The organism is Gemmata algarum (assembly GCF_034097035.1).
In the GTDB taxonomy this organism is placed as follows: Bacteria; Planctomycetota; Planctomycetia; order Gemmatales; family Gemmataceae; genus Gemmata; species Gemmata algarum.
Map to the genome: position 1 here is coordinate 14,288 of NZ_JAXBLV010000197.1, position 17,308 is coordinate 31,595.

At 68.9% G+C, this 17,308-nt stretch carries 16 protein-coding genes; 5 read left to right on the forward strand and 11 right to left on the reverse strand.

Going from position 1 to position 17,308, the window contains the following annotated elements; genetic code table 11:
- Positions 1–181 precede the first annotated feature (181 nt).
- Positions 182–643, forward strand: a complete 462-nt coding sequence (locus tag R5W23_RS20950) for a hypothetical protein (RefSeq protein ID WP_320687965.1) — start codon at positions 182–184, stop codon at positions 641–643.
- A 60-nt stretch (positions 644–703) separates the two neighbouring features.
- Here the strand turns inward: R5W23_RS20950 and R5W23_RS20955 are convergent, their stop codons facing one another.
- Together R5W23_RS20955 and R5W23_RS20960 are read right to left on the reverse strand one after the other, a co-directional pair.
- Positions 704–2,881 (reverse strand): protein kinase domain-containing protein, encoded by a 2,178-nt coding sequence (locus R5W23_RS20955; RefSeq protein ID WP_320687966.1) that lies wholly within the window; start codon positions 2,879–2,881, stop codon positions 704–706.
- Between the two features lie 237 nt (positions 2,882–3,118).
- Positions 3,119–3,703: an RNA polymerase sigma factor gene (locus R5W23_RS20960; RefSeq protein WP_261190592.1), complete on the reverse strand. Its 585-nt coding sequence runs from the start codon at positions 3,701–3,703 to the stop codon at positions 3,119–3,121.
- Between the two features lie 233 nt (positions 3,704–3,936).
- On the opposite strand from R5W23_RS20960, the gene R5W23_RS20965 reads away from it, so the two are divergent.
- The 3 genes from R5W23_RS20965 to R5W23_RS20975 are packed head-to-tail and all read left to right on the forward strand — an operon-like array spanning position 3,937 to position 8,231.
- Positions 3,937–5,682, forward strand: coding sequence for a GAF domain-containing protein (locus tag R5W23_RS20965; RefSeq protein ID WP_261190591.1), 1,746 nt, complete (start codon positions 3,937–3,939; stop codon positions 5,680–5,682).
- Between the two features lie 31 nt (positions 5,683–5,713).
- The gene (locus tag R5W23_RS20970; protein ID WP_320687967.1) at positions 5,714–6,373 is read left to right on the forward strand and encodes a hypothetical protein; all 660 of its coding nucleotides are present in this window, start codon (positions 5,714–5,716) and stop codon (positions 6,371–6,373) included.
- Between the two features lie 37 nt (positions 6,374–6,410).
- Positions 6,411–8,231: a GspE/PulE/PilB domain-containing protein gene (locus tag R5W23_RS20975; protein ID WP_320687968.1), complete on the forward strand. Its 1,821-nt coding sequence runs from the start codon at positions 6,411–6,413 to the stop codon at positions 8,229–8,231.
- 566 nt (positions 8,232–8,797) lie between these two features.
- Here R5W23_RS20975 and R5W23_RS20980 read toward each other — a convergent pair.
- The 6 genes from R5W23_RS20980 to R5W23_RS21005 form a co-directional block, all read right to left on the reverse strand.
- Complete coding sequence (locus tag R5W23_RS20980; protein ID WP_320687969.1) at positions 8,798–9,361, reverse strand: hypothetical protein; 564 nt, start codon at positions 9,359–9,361, stop codon at positions 8,798–8,800.
- A 242-nt stretch (positions 9,362–9,603) separates the two neighbouring features.
- Positions 9,604–10,518 (reverse strand): DUF1559 domain-containing protein, encoded by a 915-nt coding sequence (locus R5W23_RS20985; RefSeq protein ID WP_320687970.1) that lies wholly within the window; start codon positions 10,516–10,518, stop codon positions 9,604–9,606.
- 46 nt (positions 10,519–10,564) lie between these two features.
- Positions 10,565–11,002 carry a hypothetical protein gene (locus tag R5W23_RS20990; protein ID WP_320687971.1) on the reverse strand — a complete coding sequence of 146 codons (438 nt, stop codon included), beginning with the start codon at positions 11,000–11,002 and terminating at the stop codon, positions 10,565–10,567.
- Positions 11,003–11,108: 106 nt separating this feature from the next.
- The gene (locus R5W23_RS20995) at positions 11,109–12,101 is read right to left on the reverse strand and encodes a hypothetical protein (RefSeq protein WP_320687972.1); all 993 of its coding nucleotides are present in this window, start codon (positions 12,099–12,101) and stop codon (positions 11,109–11,111) included.
- Positions 12,102–12,190: 89 nt separating this feature from the next.
- Positions 12,191–12,451, reverse strand: coding sequence for a hypothetical protein (locus tag R5W23_RS21000; RefSeq protein ID WP_320687973.1), 261 nt, complete (start codon positions 12,449–12,451; stop codon positions 12,191–12,193).
- Between the two features lie 112 nt (positions 12,452–12,563).
- The gene (locus tag R5W23_RS21005; RefSeq protein ID WP_320687974.1) at positions 12,564–13,001 is read right to left on the reverse strand and encodes a hypothetical protein; all 438 of its coding nucleotides are present in this window, start codon (positions 12,999–13,001) and stop codon (positions 12,564–12,566) included.
- A gap of 280 nt (positions 13,002–13,281) precedes the next feature.
- On the opposite strand from R5W23_RS21005, the gene R5W23_RS21010 reads away from it, so the two are divergent.
- Positions 13,282–13,614: a hypothetical protein gene (locus tag R5W23_RS21010; RefSeq protein WP_320687975.1), complete on the forward strand. Its 333-nt coding sequence runs from the start codon at positions 13,282–13,284 to the stop codon at positions 13,612–13,614.
- A 196-nt stretch (positions 13,615–13,810) separates the two neighbouring features.
- Here the strand turns inward: R5W23_RS21010 and clpX are convergent, their stop codons facing one another.
- From clpX to R5W23_RS21025, 3 genes are all read right to left on the reverse strand, one after another.
- Positions 13,811–15,112: an ATP-dependent Clp protease ATP-binding subunit ClpX gene (gene clpX / locus R5W23_RS21015; RefSeq protein WP_261189154.1), complete on the reverse strand. Its 1,302-nt coding sequence runs from the start codon at positions 15,110–15,112 to the stop codon at positions 13,811–13,813.
- Between the two features lie 219 nt (positions 15,113–15,331).
- Positions 15,332–15,763: a hypothetical protein gene (locus tag R5W23_RS21020; RefSeq protein ID WP_320687976.1), complete on the reverse strand. Its 432-nt coding sequence runs from the start codon at positions 15,761–15,763 to the stop codon at positions 15,332–15,334.
- A gap of 339 nt (positions 15,764–16,102) precedes the next feature.
- Positions 16,103–17,239: a hypothetical protein gene (locus R5W23_RS21025; RefSeq protein WP_261189156.1), complete on the reverse strand. Its 1,137-nt coding sequence runs from the start codon at positions 17,237–17,239 to the stop codon at positions 16,103–16,105.
- Positions 17,240–17,308 lie beyond the last annotated feature (69 nt).

The following is a 17,308-nucleotide window of genomic DNA, read 5'->3' on the forward strand; positions in this document are numbered from 1 at the left end:
GACAGTACCTCCCACGTTCCTTACGAACCCGCCGCGGTGGAACGACGGCTCCCCGCCGCTATTCCAACAGCCACAACAAAACGACGTTGAGTTTCTGACCGCTGTTATCGATAACGCCGTTGATCGTTACGAAGTCCATCCTCGTCACGTGTTCGTAACGGGGTTCTCGAACGGCGCCGGGATGGCGTTCCGCTTTGCCGCCGAGGCCGCCGACCGGGTTGCCGCGATCGCGCCGGTCGCCGGATACTGTTGGGTCGGTGAGCTGCAACTTTCGCGCCCGGTGCCCACGCTCTACACAGTTGGGACACAGGACTTACTGATCCCGCTCCGCGGCGGGGACGTGCGTTTGCCCTGGAACCAGCGTCTCGTGCGGCGCCCACCGGTCAACGACACGCTCGACCGCTGGGCGCGGGCGCTCGGGTGCGCCGCGGCGCCGGTTGTCCGGAGCGACGATGCGGCGGTCCGGGTGGACACGTACCCCGGCCCGGTCACGTTCGATGCGGTAACGATCGAAGGGCTCGGGCACCACTGGCCCGGCGGCCGGGCGCTACTGAACCCGCGCCTCGCCGGCCCGCCCTCGACCGCGATCCGCGCCACCGAAATGATTTGGGAGTTCTTCCGGCGTTCCATGTCTGGCGCGTGAACGTTTACAGCGAAATAAGCAGTCGCGCAGCCCCGCGCGCAAACGTGGCCCTTAACCGCTTTACTTCTCGCCGATCAGTTTGAGCACGGCGTCGGCGAACTCGGCGGCCTCGCGCGGGCCGCCGGCGGTCACGATCTTGTCGTCCACCACCACCCGCCCCTTTTCACCGGTTTCCCAGTTGATGTTCAGCTTGTCCCAGGGCACGTTGGGGTACGCGCGCACGAGGGGCCAACTGTGCGCCGCGCGTTTACCCTTGAGCGTCCCGTGGGTGGCGAGTACCGCCAGCCCCGAGGCGATGGCGCCCACTGGTTTGCCCGTGGCCAGCATCCGCTGAATCACCGCGCCCGCCGCCTGCGCCCCGCGCCCGCCGGACACGTACTCGTCCACCCGGTCGCCGCAGAAGAGCACCGCGGCGTAGTCGGAGAGGTCCATATCCGCCCGGAGCGCCTTATCGACGGGAACGGGGGGAAGGGGCGGCCCGGCCGGCCGCCGTCCCGGTCGGGCCAGATCGCCCGAGAGCGACGCGGTCACAACCGTGACGCCGTTCTTCACGAGGTGGTCGCGCACCTCACCGAACTCCTTCAGGCTAACCCCGTCGCTCGGGAGCACGTATAGGACCTGCGGCCTCTTTTGCGGAGCGATCACCAGTGGAGGGGTCGGTGGCGGGGGAGCCGGTGGCTTCTCGTCCCTGGGCTTGTCGGGCTTTTCGCCCTGGTCGGTTTTGTCTGTTTTTTCGTCGCGGACATCGGGCCGGGGCTGCGCGTCGGCCGCCCGGGGCGGCGCGTCGCCCGCTGACGGTTTCAGCGCAGCGGTTGCGTCGGGAGCCGGGTCCGCCAGTTTCTTCCGAACCGTGTTGGCAACCGCGCCACCGACGAGCAGCAGCACCGCCGCCACTGTGGCGGTGACCACTGTTCCTTTGCGCCGCTTCCACCAGGACGGCTTCTTCTTGCGGGGCCGCCGCGGGCGGGGCGCCGGGGTGTCGGCCAGGGTCCGTTGGTGGGCGGCCGGGGCCGTGTCGGACAGCGGCCCCGAGGGGGCGAAGTTCGCGGCCCGCGCGGGTGCCACCACGACCGCCTCGACCACCTCGAACACGGGCTCGCCGCGGGCCGCGTCGGCGCGGGTGAACGGGAGCAGCGCGGCGGCCACCTCGGCGGCCGTCTGGTACCGCTCCTCGGGGCGCTTCGCCATCATCCGGCTCAGGATCGAGTCCAGCCCGGCGGGCACCTCGGGCCGCACGTCGCACGGCGACGGGGCCGCCTCGTGGGTGTGGGCCAGCAGCTTGTCGAGCAGGGCCTCGGCGGCCCCGAACGGGGGAACCCCAGTGAGCAGGAAGTACAGCGTGCAGCCGAGCGAGTAGATGTCGCTGCGGTGGTCCACGTCGTGCGAGTTCTTGGCCTGCTCGGGCGACAGGTAGTCCGGGGTGCCCATCAGCATGTGCGGGTTCGTCAGCCCCTCGCCGCCCAGCGCCTTACCAGCCCCGAACGGCAGCCGCCCGCCCGCCCCGCCCTCGTCGGCCTCCGAGTGCGCGAACCGGGCCAGCCCGAAGTCCAGGATCTTGAGCTGCCCCTTGCGCGTGACCATCAGGTTCTGGGGCTTGATGTCCCGGTGGACCATCCCCTTTTCGGCCGCGTGCTGGAGCCCGAGGGCCGCGGACCGGGTGAGCGCGCACGCGGTGTGGACCGGGAGCGGCCCCTTCCTGGCGACCAGCCGGTCCAGGCTGAACCCGTCCACGTACTCCATCACGAGGAACTGGCACCCGCCGGCCTCGCCGGTGTCGTGGGCGATGACCATGCGCGGGTCGTTGAGCTGGGCCGCGACCCGGATCTCCTTCCGGAACCGCTCGATCGCCGACGCCTTGGCGGTCAGGTGGGGGGACACGATCTTGATCGCGATGACCCGCCCCATCCACAGGTCTTCGGCCTTGTACACGGTGCCCATGCCGCCGGCCCCGAGCCGGCCGACGATCCGGTACCGCGGGTGGTCCGCGAACCCCTCGGGCACGCTGGCCGTCACCCCCGGCGCGATGGCCGTCGCGCCCCCCGCCGACCGGGGGACCGTGTCCGCGGCGGCGGCGGCGCGGGCCAGCCCCGCGAGCGAGTCCTCCGGCACGAACTGGAGCGCCCGGCCGCACGCCGCGCACCCGTCCACGTGGTCGGCGACCGCGGCCAGATCGTCGGGGGGCAGGTCCCCCCGAACGAAGGCGGCCAGCGTTTCCGTCGTGGGGCAGGTGGGGGGCATCGGCTCGAACCTCATCGGTCAGGGGCGCGGGCGGCGGTGACGGGCGCGGGCGGAGCTCGGCCCGGCAACCTCGAACGGTCAGGCGTTCGACGTTCGACCAAAAGATGGCACGCGATTCGGGGCACCTGTCAGCATTTCGGGAAGTCGCCCGGCGGGCGGGGGCGAATTCCGTACCGTTCGTGCGGGGCGCGAGCGAGCGCTCAGGTTCGACGCGAAATGCTGCGGGCGGCCACGAACTCACCCGAGCAGGCCGCCGGCCTCTTGCCGGAGCCGGGCCAGGACGCGCGACTTGGCGATGTACACCGCGTTCGCGGTCACCCCGGCCTCGGCGGCCACCTCCTCGGCGGGCACCCCGTCCAGCACGAACCGCCCGAACAGCTCCCAGGTGCGGCTCTCGAAGTCCGGGCGGATGCGGTCGAGCAGCTTGCGCGTCACGTACAGGTCGTGCTCCCGCTCCCACGCGCGGGCGAAGTCGTCGGTCGGGTCCTCGAGCCGGTTCAGGTAGCTCCCGAAGTCCGACCCGCCCGGGACCGTGGGGCGCACCCGGCGCGCCTTCCACATCGAGCGGGCGCAGTTCGCCGCGATCGCCCGCAGCCAGCCGCGGAACGCCCCCGGCTTCTCCGGGTGTACGAACTCCGGGAACCGCCGCACCACCACAGCCATGACCTCCTGAACCAGGTCGTCGGCGTCGGCCCCGTGCACGTTGAGCCGCTCCGCCCACACCCGTATAAGGGGGGCGTACAAATCGACGAGCCGGCCCCACGCGTCCGCGTCGCGCGGGTCGCGGAGCCGTTCCAGGAGTGTGGCCGACGTGACCGACATGGGGGTCCCCCTCACCATCAGTCTATTCTATCGGGCGCGGGAAGGGTAACCGGCGCCGGCGTTTGGCGCGGGGAAATCCGCGCCGGGCGCGAAATCCGGGCCGCCGGAGCCGCCGCGCCGGAACCGACGGCCCTGCCCCGCCGGTCGGCGCGACGAACTCGGGGGTGTCTGCTTGTGGGCGCGCGCCGCGGATCGCTATAATTCGACACCACCCGCCCGCTCCCGGAGGTGTTGTGACCGAGCGCCCCCGCCTGCTGCTGATCGGCCCGTCCGCCGTGCCACTCGACGGCGCGCTCGCGGCGACCGCCGACGTCGACCCGGTGTCGCCCGACGCCGGCGAGGTCGCCCGGCGGCTCCGCGCCGGCGGGTACGCGGCCGTCGTCGCCGCGCCGGACGTGGTCGCCGGGCTGATCGACCGGGTGCGCCGCGACGAGCTCATCATCAGCCACATCGAGCGGGGGCTCGCGATCCTCGACCCGCAGGGCGTGGTGCAGTGGGCCAACCCGGTGTTCCGGGCCGCCGCCGCGGTCGAGCCGGTCGGCCGCCCGCTGCTCGACGCGCTGGGGAGCGAGAGCGTGTCGATCGAGAACCTCGAGAGCCCGGCCGGCTCGCGGACCGTCCCCCCGGGCGCCCCGGACGACCTGGCCGACCCGCTCAGCCCGGCCCGCCGCGGGGCCGCCACCGCCCTCCGGGTCCACCGGCCCGGCCGCGCCGACCAGCCGTTCCTGGAGATCGACGTGCGCCCGGTGTTCGGCCCCGACGGCGGGGTGTCCGGGCTGACCGCGGTGGTCCGCGACGTCACCGCGATGGTGGCCCAGCAGCAGAAGCTCGACGCGCTCCACACGGCCGGCCGCGAGCTCGCCGGGCTCGACGCCGACCAGCTCACCGAGATGAACGTCGAGGCCCGGGTCGAGCTGCTCAAGGCGAACCTGCGGCGCACCATCCGCGACCTGCTCCACTACGACACGATCGAGGTGCGGCTGCTGGACCGCTCGACGGGCGAGCTGAAGCCCCTGCTGGAGGACGGGATGCTGCCGGAGGCGGCCCAGCGGGTGCTGCACGCGCGGCCCACCGGCAACGGGGTGACCGGGTTCGTCGCGGCCACCGGGGTCAGCTACCTGTGCCGCGACACCGCCCACGACCCGCACTACATCGCCGGCGCCGCCGGCGCCCGCAGCTCGATGACCATCCCCCTCAAGTTCCAGGACGAGGTGATCGGCACGCTGAACGTCGAGAGCCCGCGGGCGGACGGGTTCGGCCCCGACGACCTCCAGTTCACGGAGCTGTTCAGCAAGGAGGTGGCGGCGGCGCTGCACACGCTGGACCTGCTCAGCGCGCAGCAGTTCTGCACCGCCGGGCAGTCGATCGAGTCGGTGAACAAGGAGGTCGCGCTGCCGCTCGACGAGATCCTGACCGGGGCGAGCGTGCTGCTGGAGCGGGCCGGGGCCGCCCCCGAAGACGCGGACCGGCTGCGGCGCATCCTGACCGCGGCGCGGCGGGTGAAGGACAGCATCGCGCAGGTGGGCCGCGACATGACCGACGCGCCGGCCCCCGGGAGCCAGCCGCTGCTCGGCAAGCGGGTGCTGGTGGTGGAGTCGGACGAGCGGGTCCGGCGGGCCGCGCACCTGATGCTCGGGCGGCTCGGCGCGACCGTGGAGACGGCCGCGACCGGGGCCGACGGGGTCGCGCTGGCGGCGGACGGGCGGTACGACGCCATCTTCCAGGAGGTGAAGCCGCCGGACCTGGGCGGGTACGACTGCTACCGGCGCCTGCGGGCCGCGTCCCCCGGGGCCACGATCGCGCTCACCACCGGCTTCGGGTACGACGTGGCGCACTCCATCGTGAAGGCCCGGGCCGACGGGATGCGGCACGTGCTGTTCAAGCCGTTCCGCCAGGACCAGGTGGTCCGCGCCGTGCTCGAGGGCGACGGCGCGGACCCGTCCGCCAGCACGTTTGAAGAGATCAAGCTCCGGGTGTGACCTCTTCCACCTTCTGCACATTGGCGGCGCGATGCGCATCGACCACCGCACACACCGCCAGGGCGCGTGGAACAACTGCTGGTTCCGCGCCGCCCTCGACGGACTGGCGTTCAAGCGCCCCGAAGCCCTCACCGGAATGGTGCGAGAAGGCCCGGGCCGCGCGTTCGTGGTGACGTTCCCGAGCCGCGCGCCGCACGCGGTCGCGGCGGACCGGGCGGACGACGCGCCGTACGCGGCGGCGCTGGAGGCCGCCGCGCACGCGGAACTGGGCGACGCCCAGACGCCGCGGATGCTGTCTTACGGTCTGGGCATCGGGCTGCTGACGGGCCACAACCGCGCGGGCTACACGAACGCCCTGGGCGCCGGCTTCGCCCCGCTCTACATCGTCGCAAAGCGGCGGTGGCTGCGGCGCCAGTTGGAGAACGCGACCGCGCAGCGGCGGCTGATGGTGCTGGGCGGGTCGGACGGAAAGTGGACGACCCCGAAGCTGAGCTGGGTGCCGCCGCAGCACTGCTTCGGGCTGCTGGAGTACGAACCCGCCGCCGGGACGGCGCGGGTCCGCAACCCGTACGGCCGCGACGACGGCATCCCCGCGGAGCGCCAGCGCGACGGGTACGGGCCGGGCGAGTTCTGGGTCACGCTCGACGAGCTGGAAGGTTCGTGGTGCGGCTTGACGATTGAAGACGAGTAACGGCCGCGCGTGTTGCGGCCCGCCCCTGGCACCCGACATGATCCCCACACTGATCCAGCGCCGGGGCGCACAGCACCTCGCGGAGCAAGAGGCCACCGGGGCGCCGGCCGAAGTACCGGCCCTCTCCCCGCCGCTCGCGGTCGTGCAACTGATCCCCGAATCGGTCGCACGCGCGCACACCGTCCTGGCCGTGCGCCTCGACGGCCGCACGGTCCACGTCGCCACGGCGGACCCGTCGGACGTTCTGCTCCGGGACAAGCTGTCGTTCCTCCTGAACAAGTACATCGCGTTCGCGCAGTACCCGCGGGACGAGATCCGGGACGCCATCGACCGGCTGTACGGCCGGCCGGAAACGGAATCGGTCGACTCGTACCTGACCGAGTTCGCCGACACCGCAGTCGAAGCCACTGCATCGGCGGGGACGCGTGCGGGCGCCCGGCTTCTGCACCGGGCTCTCGACGCACCCCGGCGACTCGCGCAATCGGTCGTTAACGTCAAAAAGGGCCTGAGAGGGTCCGAGGACAGTACCGACTTCGAACTGGCGGACGTCGCCGAGATGGCGATGTGTGAGGAAATCGACGACCTCGGCCCCCGGCAGCCGGGCGAGGAGCGGGCACCGAACTTCGGGAGAAGCGGCATGTTCTGGTACACCGTCGAAGAGGGCCAGCGCGCGCTGATGATCCACAAGGACGGGCGCATGGAGGTGATCGTCGGGCCGCGGCGGGTGTGGCGGCGGGGCCGGCGGTTCGAGCGGATGCGGCACTTCGTCGCGCACCCCGGCGACTTCCTGGTGGTGCGGTTCCGGGACGGCCGCCAGGAGCACACCGCCGGCCCCACCGAGCTGTGGTTCGACCCGCGCGTCCACGAGGGCGTCTCCCGGCAGGAGGCGCTCCAACTGGCCGCCAAAGAGGCGGTCGTGGTGTACGCGAAGGCCGCCGAGAACCAGCCGATCTCGCGGCGCCTGGTCCACGGCCCGACGCAGTTCGTCCCGGCCCCCGGCGAGTGGCTCCACACGTTCGCCTGGCACGGGGCCGAGGGCGGCTCGCAGGGCGCTAAGAAGGTCTCGAAGGGGCTGGTGTTCCAGAAGCTCTGGCTGATGCCGGACCAGATGTACCACGACGTGACGGACGTGCGCACCGCCGACGACGCGGTGCTGATCGTCAAGCTGATGGTGTTCTTCGAGCTGCTCGACATCGAGCGGATGCTGGAAACCACCCACGACCCGATCGGCGACTTCATCAACGCCGCCACCTCGGACGTGGTGGACTTCCTGGGGCACCGCACGTTCGAGGAGTTCAAGAAGGAAACGGGCCGGCTCAACGAGCTTGAGGCGTACCGGCAGCTCACGGCACGCGCCACGCAGAACGGGTACCGGGTCAACAAGGTGGTGTACCGCGGGTACGACGCGCCCCCGCGGCTCCAGACGATGCACGATCAGGCCATCGAGGCCCGCACCAAACTCCAACTGGAGCGCGCCACCGAGCAGCAGGCGCAGGATCTGGAGGACTTCAAGCTCACAGCGCAGATGAACCGCGCCGCCCGCCGGCGGACCGAGCAGGCGATCGAGGTGGACACGGAGATCGACCTGACGCGCAAGCGGCAGGAGGCCGAGCGGACCCAGAAGGAGGCGGAGCGCGCGTCCCAGCGCGAGCAGCGGCGGCGGGACGCGGAGGCCGAGCAGGAGGCGCGCGCCCGGGCCGACGAGCGGCAGCGGGCGCACCTGGAGCGGCTCAAGCAGATGGGCGTGGACCTCACCGCCCTGCTGACACAGGGGCGCGCCGACCGGGTGATCGAGCTGCGCGGCGGCCAGGGGGTGAGCCCGCACCTGCACCTCGACGGCACCGACGCGAACGCGTGACGGCGTGATACCGGGAGCGGTCGTTTCCGGCTGGCGGCCCGGGCCGACCGCGGCGATGTGCCCCGCGGCGCCGGGTCAATAAGCGGTGCGGGCACGGGACGTTCGGCAACGACCGCCCGCCGTGGCCGGGGCGATCGGGGCTCGGGACATGCGCGGCCGCGGGTCGTCAGGCACGCGAGCCAAGCGACGCTGGACGGGCTCGTGACGGGGCCGCGGTTGCGAACGCGGCGGCGAACACGGACGGGCGGAAGGGTACGGCGGGTTGCCCCAGGCCGATCGGACCCATGAGCCGGTTCGTTGCGCGACGGCCAACCGCGGGTGGGTCCGGGATGACGACGGGGACGGGGCTCGTGAGACGCGCACCAACATCACGGGAGGCGCCGGCACCGGGCTCCGTAACTTCTTGCGCTTGTTCCGCGGCGTGAGTAAGTGGTTCCTGTCCCAGTATGTCGCCCAGTTCCAATGGAGACATAACCTCAGGGTCGTTATCCCCACGCATTCACGAATGATCCGAGCCGGACGGTTGAGGATGAGGTACGAGCGCAAAAAGGGATGGCGGTAGACGTTTACTGGACTTCGCAGAGGACAAAACAATTATATGCTTGTTTTCCGTCGGCCCATGATCCTTCGACTTCGATCCGGAGACTTCCTCGAAACTCTGGTTTGCTGCATAAGTCCAAGCAAATCGAAAGCAAAACCGTTTGCTCTTCTCCTCCCTCTTGCACCTGTTGGGTGACCGCCAAACAGGCGCAACTTACGCTCGGCGGCGCCAGTCGCCCGGACTGGTTCTGTACGACCGGCACTCTCAGCACGCCTTGTGCGGTTCCGCCAGCCTTAACCACCCCGAGGTGAAGCTCCGCAGGGGGATGCGGTCCGCCGGCCGTGGAGGGGCTCGTCAGCCCGACGCCGGTCGCCAGGACCGCGGCCGACAGCGAGAATACCGCCGCGGCCGCGAGGAACCGGGGACTCGCGGGCCGGGGCCGGGGTTTCAGTGCGGCCAGGGCAACCAGAGCCAACCCGTCGAACGCGGCCATGGCCGCCGGTGCGATCCGGGCGGCCCCAAAGCAGGCGCACGTCGCCTCCCCGGCGGCCGCCTTCGCCGAGGCGACAACAAAGAAGACGGTGAACATGGCGGCCGCCGCCCCCCGGGCCGTGGCGGGGGCCGCTCCCGCGGCCAGCCAAGCCCCGACACAGAGTTCGGCCGCCACGGCCCCCGCCCAAACGGCCCGTCCGCCATACGGCCCGAACCCGGCGTGCCCTTGCCAGGCCGACACGAGCTTCAAGACGGCCGCTGTAACCAGGACGGCCCCAAGGACCACCGCGACGCACCGGTAGGCCCGCCCTGTCGTCCCGCCGCGGTCCAACATCGTAGTCATTCCAGTACGACGGTTTCCCCGCCGGCTCGGGTCGAAAGGGCGTTCATGATGGGGCGGCTGTTGTACGTTAGGAACCGGACCGACCCGTCCGCGAGCAGGAAGTTCGCCCCCCCCGGGTGGGTGCTCCAGTAGTGGAACATGGCACACGGGTCTGCGGGCACGGCCGGACCGAAGGCGTGCGGGCCGGTCGGACAGTACCAGGTCCCGCGGTCCTTCACGTTCACCTCGGCGACACCCAACACGGAGTTCAGGGAGCCGGTCCCCAGTTGCCCGTAGCCCGCATACCACCACCCGAACCAGAAGTCGAAACTGGGCGGCCGCTCGCCGGCGACGAGGGTGTTCGAGGTGCCGTCGGTCACGTCTGCCGGCCGAACATTCGACCCGAGGAAAAGGATCCCGTCGAACTCGCGCAAGTCCCGCCCGGAAACGCCGACGTAGCTGGTCAGCCCCACGAGGAGGTCCTTCCGGGTGGCCTGCGCCCGACCGGCCCGATCGTCCGACGGACAGGCGAACACGGCAACCGGTTTAGACATCGGTGGGTGGGGCGGGGTCCCGAACGGGGACGAATCGGCCTCGTACGCCTGCCCGGTCTCCCGCCACAACGGGTCGAGTTCCAGATACGGCAGGAGGCGGGCCAGCCAAGTCAGGTTGGGCATTCGGTCCGGAGATCCGGCCGGAGTCAACCCCTGGGGGAAGGCTCCCCGCGCGCCGGCGTGGTTGTGGAGGGCCAGCCCCAGTTGTCGGAGGTTGTTGGTGCATCGCGTCCGGGCTGCCGCTTCCCGGACCTTCATAACCGCCGGGACCAGCAGCCCCAGCAGGACGGCAATGATGGCGATCACCACCAGCAGTTCGATGAGGGTGAAGCCGGCGGAACGGAGGAAGTACGGTCGTCGTCTCGGTGGCCGGACCATCAGAGGGCTCCTGCGGTGCTACGGTCTTACGGCTGCGCCACGGGGGTCACTCGACGGTTCCGGTCAATCGCACGGTCGTCACCAAACAGCCTGGGATGTCGGTGTAGATCTCGAAATTGCACGAGTAGGGTCCGGGCTCCCACCGCGTACACAGCAGTGCCAGCTCCAGGTGCCCACCCGGGGGCACGACGGCCGGCAGCTCGGTGGACGTTTTGACGCACCCGCCCGGGGTGCAGGTCTCCAACACCCCGACGACCTGGACCGGCTGACCCGAGGTGTTCCCAATCTGGAGTCGGACCTGCCGGGGCTCGGCGCCGGGCCAGCGGCCGAGTTCGACGGCCGCCGGGACGTCGAGGACGGGGGGCGGGGCGGCCGTCGACCCCGTCGCCCCGGCGGTGTCCCGCGGGCCGGTGCGGAAGACGAAGGCACTCGCCAGGACGCCAGCAGCAAGTACAAGCAACGCCAGACATACCTTCGTTCGCACGCTAAACCTCCGTGGGTAGTTCGGTTCGAAGAGCGACGGCCGGGCGTTGAACCGCGGCTTGGCCCCAGAACAACGATCGTCCTTGGCGCCCCGCATCAGCAAGCACTCACTTCCGTCTCAAGAAGAAGAGGCCGACCGCCCCGATCCCCAGGCTGCCTGCCAGGAAATACACCCACGCCCCGAGTCGCCCCCCCCCGGAACTCGGTGACGGGGGCGGGGGACTCGGTTCCGGAAGGTTGTAATGACTCAAGCGAAACGGCGCCTCGCCGATGCCGTCCGCCGGCCGAGCTTCCACGAGCTCGTATGTGAGTAGGTCGAAGAATTTCCCATCGTCACTTCGCGATTCAGACTTGAACAATGAGACGACCGGGATGGCATAACCGGCGGGCCGGGTGTACTCAAAGGTGGTTACGTTCTTCAATCGGGGCTTGCCCGGCCCGGTGTCGGGACGGGACGCGATCTCCCGAATCATCCACCGGTTATTCCGGTCGAACACGACGCTGTACGTGTTCCGTACCCCCGGCCCGGCTGCCTCGACAGCCGGGGTCGTCAGAGTGACTTTGGTTAGCCCTTGAGACGGGGCGTCGTCCACAACGGAGACAATTTCTGTGCCGGCGGCTGCGATGGCCTCGGGTAGCCCGACGTCCAGGAAGACCCGCCAGGGCTCAATCACGTACACATATTGGTCCGCCAGCACGCGCTGCATCTCCCCGTCTGCGGTTTTCCCCAGCCCCTGGAGCGACCACGCCTTGCCGCTCCCCCCTCGGGCGACAACGAAGCTGTAGTCGGGGTTCATCCCGTAGACTTTCCGGGCGCCGCTCGCGGCCGGCATCGTCTTCTCGGCCTCGACGACAACCCGGGCGCCAGCCCCCCTGCGGTAGACGATGTCCTGGCGGCGGATGACTTTGCCCTTGAAGGTGTCGGTGGCCGCATACACCAGGTGAGCCGGGCCGGCGTCCTTTAGGTCACGCCAGCCCCCGGCCCGGTCGATCAGGGCGCCTTTGAGATCGCCGCTCTCGTTCGCGGCTGCCCGACCGGCAGGGGACGCCATGATCGATAAGGCGGAGAAGAACGCGAGTAGTCGCATGGGTATGGCCATCGGGGCATTCACTCCGGAACCGCTACGGTCCAACAGACGGGTTGGGTGTGAGCCACCGGGCGGCGCTCCCGGTGGCTACCAGAGTCAAATTACTGACATCCGTACTTATCTTTGCCCAATTTGTAGCATGTGCATGTGCCGGTGTATACCCCCCCGCACGCCTTTCCGACCTCGTAGTTGCCGTCCCCGTCAGTCTTGCAGCTCGCGAAGAGGCAGTTGATGCCGAAAACGGGCTCGTCAGTGCTGGGATCGGGAACGGGATCGTCCGCACGAACGACCGCGAAGGTCAACATGGCCAGCGCCAGGGTGCAGAGGGTCTTGGCCGCGATCCGGTTCAGCGTGCTGCTCATCTCAGACCTCCTCAACCCCGCCTGCGCACGATGTTTTCAGACGCCCTGGGAAGCGTGCGGCTGGAGCAGGGTTGTTCTCAAATAACCTCTTCCCAGGTGCGTTTCCGAGCGGTCAGCCGCGGGAAGTTGCGCCGGCCAACTTGACCCGCAGTTGCCGAATGTGTTGCTCATCGGTGAAGAACGCCAACTTGCTGACGAACGGCCCGGGGGGAGCCGGGAAGGCTACTTCCACCGGTATGGTGATCACCCCCCCGGCCGGGATCTCAACGGGAAAGGGGGCATCGACCATCAGGCAGGTGCAGTCCTTGTAAACGCCGAGTACCCGGGCCGGAGCTGGAGAGTCGTTGACAAGTTGCACGCTGACTTTTGCGACGTGCCCCGCTTTGTGCTCGCCGAGATCGAACTCGGGGGGTGTCACGGACAGGCCGGCCGGAGTGCGCTTACCCGCCACCTGCAACACGCCAGCGACGCCGGCGTATCCGCCCCCGGCCAACAGACCCGTCAAGAGTGCCCATTTGGCAACAACCGCCCATTTCGCGTGCGAAATCATCAAAACGACCCATGTTAATATAGAAAATAATAACACGTCAATCTAACAAAATAACTATCAATAAACACTTCTAGCCGCATCTCCTGCGACCTCGTCATCATCAACGCGATGGCGAATGTTAGTCCCATTCACCTGTGCCTGTCAACGATTTTTTTTCCCGTAATTTCCGACGCCGCACGCTCCACCCCCAACAACAGACAATTTACATATCAAAATACTATTAATGCATTTATTTAATATTCTATAACTAGCTAGCCTGCACCGCTTCGACAGCCGCTGCATGCGACGAACTGCGCGCCGGCGGACCGAGCAGGCGATCGAGGTGGACACCGAGATCGACCTGACGCGCAAGCGCCAGGAGGCCGAGCGGGCCCAGAAGGAGGCGGAGCGCGCGTCCCTGCGCGAGCAGCGGCGGCGGGACGCGGAGGCCGAGCAGGAGCTGCGCGCCCGGGCCGACGAGCGGCAGCGGGCGCACCTGGAGCGGCTCAAGCAGATGGGCGTGGACCTCACCGCCCTGCTGACCCAGGGGCGCGCCGACCGGGTGATCGAGCTGCGCGGCGGCCAGGGGGTGAGCCCGCACCTGCACCTCGACGGTACCGACGCGGGCGCGTGACGGCGGCGTGATACCGGGGGCGGTCGTTTGTTGACGAGGATGGGGCGACCGAAGAAGAGCTACGACCGCCCACGCGTTCCGTTGCCTGTTCTAATGCAGTCGGTCATCGCACCGGGGCCGCGGGCGGTACCCGAAAACGAGAGCGCCCGCGGGTTCCTCCCGCGGGCGCTCGTTGGGTTCCCCCTCCCCAATTCGGTCACGCGCTCTTCTTGCCGGGCTTCTTCTCGCTCAGCTTGCGCTCGCCGCGGACGATCTCGGCGGTGATCACGTGCTTGCCCTTGTGCTCCATTTCGGGCAGGTCGTACATCACGTCGAGCATCACGTCCTCCACGATCGCCCGCAGCCCGCGGGCGCCGGTGTCGCGGGCCTTCGCCAGCCGCGCGATCTCCTTCAGCGCGTTGACCTCGAACTCGACCTCCGCGCCCTCCATCTCGAACAGCTTCTGGTACTGCCGCACCAGCGCGTTCTTCGGCTCGGTGAGGATGCGGAGCATCGCCTCCTCGTCGAGCGGGTCGAGCGGGGCCAGCACCGGGAGGCGGCCGACGAACTCGGGGATCATCCCGAACTCGATCAGGTCGTCGGCGGTCACCTGGCTCAACAGCTCGCCGAGGGTCTTCTCGCGCTGCTCCTGGTCCACCGCTCCGAACCCGATGCTCTTGCGACCCAGCCGGCGCGAGATGATGTCCTCGAGCCCGACGAACGTGCCACCACAGATGAACAGGATGTTCGACGTGTCGACCTGGATGTACTGCTGCTCGGGGTGCTTCCGCCCGCCCTGCGGGGGCACGTTGCTCACCGTCCCCTCGAGCATCTTCAGGAGCGCCTGCTGGACCCCCTCGCCCGACACGTCGCGGGTGATCGAGACGTTCTGGCTGGTCTTCGCGATCTTGTCGATCTCGTCGATGTAGATGATGCCGCGCTGGGCCGCCTCAATGTCGAAGTCGGCGGCGTGGAGCAGCTTCAGGAGCAGGTTCTCGACGTCCTCGCCGACGTAGCCGGCCTCGGTGAGGGTGGTGGCGTCGCCGATCGCGAACGGCACGTCGAGGATCTTCGCCAGCGTGCGGGCCAGCAGCGTTTTGCCGCTGCCCGTGGGGCCGACGAACAGGATGTTGCTCTTCTCGATCTCCACCTCGTGCCGGCTGGCCGGGTCCAGCGAGAGGCGCTTGTAGTGGTTGTGGACCGCGACCGACAGCACCCGCTTGGCGCGCTGCTGGCCGATCACGTAGCCGTCGAGCTTCTCCTTGATCGTCCGCGGCGTCGGGGTGTTGGACGTGGCCGTCTTCGGGCCGCCGCGGCGCTTCTTCTCCTGGTCGATGATCGACTGGCAGAGCTCGATGCACTCGCCGCAGATGTACACGTCGCCGGGGCCTTCGACGAGCGGCCCGACGTCGCGGTGGCTGCGCCGGCAGAACGAGCAGTACGCGTTGCGGTTGCGGCCGGCGGTGCCGGGGGGACGGCGTCCGCCAGATTCACCACCGGTAGTGCGGTCCGAAGCCATTGGGCTCCCCGATCTAAAAATGTCGGTTGAGGTAACGTTCGCATTGTGCGGGCCGCTCGGGCTCCGCGCACCAGGCGTTTTCGGGTCGCGACGGCGGGTCGGCCGCGACTTCAGCCTAATCATACCGTCCGGTCAGAGTCGAGGCGCGCAGGAACCGGAGAACAGGCGCAATCGCGTCCACTGGCCGGCGAGCCGCGCCGGTTGCGCCAGCGACGCCGGTTAAGCGGTTCCGGCCGGCGGGGGCAGTTCGGTCGGCACGGTGGGGGCGTCCGGATCGAGCCGCCCGCCCGCGGCCGGGGGCGCCGGGGGCGCGAGTTTCGCCGGGTCGGGTCGGCCGCTCGGGTCCGGCGCCGGCGGCTTGGCGGGGACCGGCATGTTCTTCACCTTTTCCGCCACCCGGCGGCGCAGCTCCGCGTACTCGCCGTCGGTCAACTCGCCGTGCTCGTACATGTCGCGGTAGGTGGTCAGCATGTCCGTTTCATCGACCCCGACCGGCGCGGCGGAACGCTTGCGCCACCGGTCGGCGAGCGAGATGGCAATAGCGCCGCCGAGCAGCGCGAGCACGAGGCCGGCGATACCGTACAGCAGTTCGGGCCGGCTCAGCGGGTCATCGGCCGCGCCTTCGGCCGCGAGAAATGCAAGCGCCCACATGCGAATCGCCTCGTACCGACAACAACGGGCAATCTTTGCACAGTTTACCCCGAGCGCCAGAACCCGACAATCCAAAGATCAGGGAAGGTCGATGCGGCGGATGCCGCAAAACGAACGACTGGAAGAACCGGACCCAGGGTGCAAAGGCTGTCACGAAGGAGAACAGAGAAGACGTGAGGTGCGGCATTACAGGCAAGAGGCGAAAAGTACAAAACCCGCTTCAAGGAACGCTGGGGCTGTGTCTGAGCCTCCAGCGTTCGTGATCGCCCCCGCGCGCTGTTTTCCGGATGTCCTTCGTGCTTTTGCGGTAAGCACCGTTGGCCACAGTCTAATATCAACCTAAGCGATTAGCCGGAAGCGTTTAATCTTCTCGCGGTACTTCTTGCTCTGCTCCTCGTCCGCCTGAGCGTCGAATAGCTCGGTGAGCCGGGCGATCGCCTTGAACACCTCGTCCTTGTCCTGGTTCACCACCGTTTCCACCCACAGGAACATCCACATCGCGTCGCGGGGCTTGCCAGCAGCGAGGTACAGTTCGCCCATCATCGCGTACCCCGCCGCGTGGACCGTCGGGTCCTTCGTCTTGTCCATCGCGGCCTTGATCTTGTCCACCCCGTCGAGTTGCTTGCCCTCGCCCCCGGCCTTCGCGGCCAGTTCGTAAATGGCCAAGCGCTCCTTGCGCGAGCCGGTCGCCTTTTGCATTTCCGGGTCCGCCGCCGTCAGCGCCGCGTTCGAGTACGCCTTCGCCCGGATCTGGAAGTCGATCTCCTGGAGGCCGGCCTCCAGCCGCGCGTCCGCGGGCAACTCCTTGGACCGCCGCAGGCTCCCCCAGACCGACGCCGCTTCGTCGTACTTGCCGCGCTCGGTCTGGAGCCGGGTCGCGGCCCTCGCCGCCGCCCACACCTCCCACCCCACTTTACCCGCCGCGTTGTACGTGCTTATGAAGTCCTTCCAGTCCGCGGTGACCTTGTCCGCGGCTTTGCCCCAGGCCTCTTTGCCCGCCGGGTCGGCGGCGTCCATCTCGTCCACCGGGCGCTGGTTCAGGGACACCACCTTAAAGTCCAGGTACCGTTTGGTACGGTCCGGCAGGCCGGACGCTTTGCCGAGTTCCCGGTACGCGGTCACCGCGTCCGCGTACTCCTTCGTGGCCGACTTGTTCCCTTTAACCTTGAGCGCCGCGTCCTCCTTCTCCCGTGCCGCCGCCAGCACCTCGGTCTTGATGTTGGGCAGATCGCCGACGGTGACCTTAACGATGTCGTCCGGGGCGATGGGTTCGCTGGCCTTATCGAGCTTGTCGCCAGTGAGCACCTGGAACCCGGCCGGGCTGACCTTCAGGTACCCGCGGTAGTTTTTGGTGGTGCCGTCCTTGCGGTTCCGGATCTCGATCGTATCTGGGTTGGCGTTCTGGGCGCGGGCGGTGGCCGCCGCCGCAACGACCAGACCGAACAAAGCCAGACTGCGGATGATGTGCGGTTTCATTGGAATGCCTTCGGGAGAGGGGTGCGGTCAACTTACCTTGTGCCGGCGGGTACGGCCAGAAGCCGCGAC